This window comes from Mammaliicoccus sp. P-M58 (genome assembly GCF_022386165.1).
GTDB classification, from domain to species: Bacteria; Bacillota; Bacilli; order Staphylococcales; family Staphylococcaceae; genus Mammaliicoccus; species Mammaliicoccus sciuri.
On the sequence record NZ_JAJNJI010000022.1, the window covers coordinates 1 to 5,308 of the forward strand.

Sequence of the window (5,308 nt, forward strand, 5' to 3'; positions counted from 1 at the left end):
TTAAATTGCTTATATCTAAAATAATTCATAGAGAACGCTCCTTTTTTGTTAAAATTATACTATAAAATTAACTTTGCAACAGAACCAAAATAATAATAAGCGATAGATAGTTAAATATTTAATTTAATCTTAAAATAATTTGAAATAAAAAAGAAGAATACTCAATTTAACGTAGATATTCTTCTTTTTTATTCCAAATTATTTTATTACTACCTTTTAAGTTGTAGTTATTATGTTTTATATTGATATTTTTCCCACTCTTATTATCTTTTATTAGTAAGTAACCATTTTTGTTAGGGGATATAGCATTTTTAGTTATAATTAAATCATTTATATTGTATTGTAATAAAATTTCTCCACCAAACTGTTGTTGTTGGTCATTATGGATTAATCTGTTATTTAATAATCTAATTTTTTTACCCCCACCCATTGTTTGGTTGTAACCACCAATTGCTATACCAGTGTAGCCATTGTTTTTAATAATGTTTTTCTTTACTAAAATATTCACAGCATTTTTATTCTTATGTTCGCTAGCTATTTCAATTCCTATATCATTATTAGCAGATATGTTATCAGATATTACTATATTTTCTCCACCGTCAATATATATCCCAGCAGCAGATTGATCACCATTATAAGAAGGATTATGTTTACTTGTATTGTTTTGAACTCTATTATTCGAGATTGTACCATTCCTTGCTTTGTCTAATTTATCATTGGATTCAATACCCTCATAACCAATGATATCTATGCCAATATTGTTGTTATCAAAAATCTGATTGTTTGATACTTTGAAGTTATTAATATTTCCATTTAAAACTAAAGCTTCACTATTACCCAATTTTAAATTATATAGTTTATTTTTTACTATTTGAATGTTAGATATTCCTTTACCATAAGCAGAAATACCATGACTATTGCCTTCTTTATAGTCTGTTTCAATGTCATGAATTATATTATTTTTAATTATTATAGACTTAGAGTGTCCATCTATATTTATAGCAGTTGGTGTTTGTTCTGAATTAGTGGCTTTTAAATTAGATAAATTTAAACCTGATATATTTATATAGTTAGAATTACGAATATTTATTATTTTTTCAGATCTATCAATATTACCAATTAATTTTGTTTTTCCGTACATACCTGTTACTTTTATAGGTAAAAAGGGAAATCCATTTTTATTTATATGTACGGCTTCTTTATATATTCCAGGCTTGATTTTTATTGTTGTCCCAGGTAAAGCCATATTAATAGCTTTATTAATGCTTTTTATAGGTTTATTATTTGTTCCTGGATAATGATTTTTACCTGTATTTGAAACATAAATAACTTTAGAATTTAAATAAGTAAATATAGTGAAAAGAGATACTATGATTATAAGCAGCGTAATTAATTTTGATTGTTTGCCTTTAAAATGATTCATTACTCTGTCCTCTCTGTCCTTTTTCTCAATTTTACACTAAAATAGATTTTTTGGAAAACTTTGCAACAGAACCGACTAAATTCTACCAATTGGATATCTCTTTTTCTATACTTTTTTATAAAGAAATAGTGTTGGCAGGAAATCCTAAGATTTCCCACCAACACTAAATGTTGTAGAACCAATATCCCCTAACTCTCATATTCTTAATTCAAGTATACAAAAAATACCTGTAGGTTGGACACTCTTTTTTACAAGTGTCCAACCTACAGGTACCATTTTATTTAACAGCATTTCTTTTTTTGTTGTTCCTATATTCAAAAATCATTTGACGATTAATTATTTTTTAGGTAGCGTGTGTTTCAATAAACCAATTGAGTCTATCGTTAATAAGCTAAATAATCAGCCTATAAAATAGCAAGAATGGAAAAACTAACATGAAAAATTTTACGAAGAGTCAATTTTTTTGACTCATCTAAAATAATTTACATATTATCTCCACCAAAAAACATAGCTATTACCGGCATAACGATAAGGAAGATTGGAATTAAGCAAATTCCTGTAAGCCAAAACTTCTTTGATTTTTTATAAATTCCATAAATAATTATGGCTAAGGGTATAAACCAAACTGCAAAAAAATAAATTATGTATGAGAGCATAAGTGTCTTCCTCCTTTTAAACAAAAGTATCATGACAAAAAATTTAATTCTATAAGAATTTCAATTCTTTAAACCTTTTTAATAAAAAATAGTGTTTAAAAAAATACTTATTAGATATTTTATCTCATTTTTATAATTTTTACAAACACTCTTAATATTGAACTTAATTAGACAATTCTAGTAGAAAAGTATCTTTCATGCAGCACTATTCAAACAATTTTCGCAACTTCTTTTTTATCTTCAATAATTACATAGTCTTAGGACAATATAAGTCTTTAGAATGAGTAAATCTGTTTGACAATATGATACAATTATCTTATAAAATTGATGTTAAGTCAAGTTTTTAGAGTAACAAACGTAGAATTTTAATCTATTTATTTTAAGCACTTACCTTTTCAAATTGATTAGGTGTAAGATACCCTAAACTTTGATGGATTCGTTTTGAATTATAAAAGGCTTCGATGTATCAGAAAATACTCTGATAGGCTTCTTCAAAGTTCTTATATTTAAATTGATACACCCACTCTCTTTTTAAATGTCCATGCCAAGATTCAAGACTGGCATTATGATAAGGGTATCCCCTTCGACTGAAAGAGTGAGTCATCCCATAATACTTAAGCAACTCTTCATACTCTAGACTCGTATACTGGCTTCCTTGGTCAGAATGAAGAATAACAGCTTCTGGATAGTCTTGTGATTTAATGGCCTTATTTAAAGTTCTTTGCACTAATTCTACAGTCATTCGCTTGCCCAAATCCCAAGCAATGACTTTTTTAGTATAACGATCCATAATGGTTGAGAGATAAGCCCATCCTTGTTGAGTAGGAATATAAGTAATGTCGGTTGACCAAACCTTATTTTTCTTTGTAGGTTCAGTCTGTATGAGATTTTTTCGATTGATGTGATCACTTAGTGAGTATCCAGGCTTAAATTTCTTAATGACTACAGACTTGAGTTGAAGTTGCTTCATTAGCTTCTGTACCAGTTTTAACCCGACTTTTTCCCCTTGTTTAAGTAGAAGATGATAAATTTTAGGAGCACCATAGATTCCTCGGTTAGCATTGAAGAGTTGAGAAATTTTGAGTGACAGGTATTGTCTCCTTAATTGAGTTTTAGATGGATGTCGGTTAATCCGTTCATAATAACTTGATTCAGGAACATCAAGGAGTTGGCAGCTTAGTCTGACATTGAGTGCTAAAGTTTGTATGGTTTGAGCCATATCCGCAGCACTCACTTCTTTTTCTCGGCGAATATGGTCAATACTTTTTTTAAGATGTCTCGTTCTTCCTTAACTTTAGCCAGTTGTCTTTTTAATTCTAGAAAATCAGCTTTAGAGACGGAGCTTTCATTAGATTTAGAGTAGAGGTCTATCCATTTATAAATTGTTGCAGGGGCCACGTCGTATTCTTTAGACAGCTGGGTGACGGATTGACCAGAATGATAGAAGGCGATAAGGGTTTCTTTAAATTCTTTTGAGTAGCGTTTTTGCATGTTTTTGTCCTTTGTCTAAATTATACAATAGTGACTCTAAGATTTAAGGATAACATCAAATAAACTGCGAGGTGGATGATATGAAAAAATTTGTTGTTTCTATTGTTTCTATAGGGACTTTAATTACTGTGATTGTAATTGGTTTTTTTGGTAGTAAAATTTATAATGAAAATAACCCCGGAGAACTTGGTGCTATTGTTGACCAATTGAATCCGTTCATTAGTGAAAACGAAGTATATGTTAAAACTAAATCGTATGATGATATAAATAAAGATGATATGTACAGTTACACTCAAACTGCAGCGGATGAAGATGGTAAAACTAGAAAAATTATGTTTACTTCCAGTAAAGAATTAAAAAAAGGACACTATTTAAAACTATCTAACAAAGGTACCCATGTTAATTCCTATGAAGAAGTTCAAAAAGAACAAGTACCTGAGAAAGCATTAAAAGCTATAGACAATAAATAAAATAACGCCATACTCACTGTTTACGAATGAGTATGGCGTTATTTATTTACTTAATCTTAATACTTAGAATTTATTTTTTTCTTTTTTTTTACAATAAAAATTACAAATCCTAATATTAAAATTCCTATCAGTGTTAATAACGATTTACGCTCTTCACCTGTATTAGGAAGGAACCTGTCTTTCTTATTGGAGTGAGTATTCTCCTTCATACCACCATTATTAGGTTTTTTAGGTGGCAATTCAGTATTTACTTTTTCTGGCGTGTGACTGTTTGTAATAATCACATTACCTTGTTCTGAATCATCAATACTTGTCGTATAGCCTTTAACTGCAGTCAGTTCTTTAACTGTATAAACAATTGTCTTACCGCTTGCTTTTTGATCCAAATCTGACCAAGTATATGTCCAATCTTTGTTCTCTGTTAGATCAATGGCTTCTCCCACTGCTTTTCCATCCGCATATAACTGAACTTGAATACTTCCTGGACGTAGACCATCCTGGTTATTTTTATCATTCCAAGCTTTAGTAACAGTAACACTTGTTTTACCTGGTGTATAGCTATTTGTAATATTAGTTCCGTCAATCGTTGTACTGTAATCAGAAACTTCATTTTCGGTAACTGTATAATTAATTAGTTGTCCGTTTTGATATTTTGGTAGATTTGTAAATTCATACGTCCAACCATCGGTTGACGTTACTTCTTTACTATCCACTGCTTTTCCATCTGCTAACAGATTCACTGTGATTGTATCTGGTCGCTTACCATCTTGGTTATCTTTGTCGTTCCATATTTTTGTACCTTTGATTGCCGTTGTTTCTGGCGTATGATTGTTTGTGATAACCACATTACCTTGTTCTGAATCATTAATACTTGTCGTATAGCCTTTAACTGCAGTCAGTTCTTTAACTGTATAAACAATTGTCTTACCGCTTGCTTTTTGATCCAAATCTGACCAAGTATATGTCCAATCTTTGTTCTCTGTTAGATCAATGGCTTCTCCCACTGCTTTTCCATCCGCATATAACTGAACTTGAATACTTCCTGGACGTAGACCATCCTGGTTATTTTTATCATTCCAAGCTTTAGTAACAGTAACACTTGTTTTACCTGGTGTATAGCTATTTGTAATATTAGTTTCGTCAATCGTTGTACTGTAATCAGAAACTTCATTTTCGGGGTTCTGTTGCAAAGTCAGAAAAAATATAACTAATTATCATTTTAACATGGTAGTATTCCCTTAACTGGCCAACATGTGATTAATTTCGTA

3 protein-coding genes and 1 pseudogene are annotated in these 5,308 nt (G+C 30.1%); 1 reads left to right on the forward strand and 3 read right to left on the reverse strand.

Annotated features, from left to right (window positions below; translation table 11 throughout):
* Nucleotides 1–166 precede the first annotated feature (166 nt).
* Complete coding sequence (locus tag LQ694_RS15255; RefSeq protein ID WP_104874095.1) at nucleotides 167–1,423, reverse strand: DUF1565 domain-containing protein; 1,257 nt, start codon at nucleotides 1,421–1,423, stop codon at nucleotides 167–169.
* Nucleotides 1,424–2,458: 1,035 nt separating this feature from the next.
* Nucleotides 2,459–3,570 (reverse strand): annotated as a pseudogene (locus LQ694_RS15260) (IS3-like element IS981 family transposase).
* Between the two features lie 80 nt (nucleotides 3,571–3,650).
* Between LQ694_RS15260 and LQ694_RS15265 the strand changes: the two are divergent.
* The gene (locus LQ694_RS15265) at nucleotides 3,651–4,040 is read left to right on the forward strand and encodes a YxeA family protein (RefSeq protein WP_231430452.1); all 390 of its coding nucleotides are present in this window, start codon (nucleotides 3,651–3,653) and stop codon (nucleotides 4,038–4,040) included.
* 56 nt (nucleotides 4,041–4,096) lie between these two features.
* Here the strand turns inward: LQ694_RS15265 and LQ694_RS15270 are convergent, their stop codons facing one another.
* On the reverse strand, nucleotides 4,097–5,230 hold the full coding sequence (locus tag LQ694_RS15270; RefSeq protein WP_239772194.1) for a Cna B-type domain-containing protein: 1,134 nt from the start codon (nucleotides 5,228–5,230) through the stop codon (nucleotides 4,097–4,099).
* Nucleotides 5,231–5,308 lie beyond the last annotated feature (78 nt).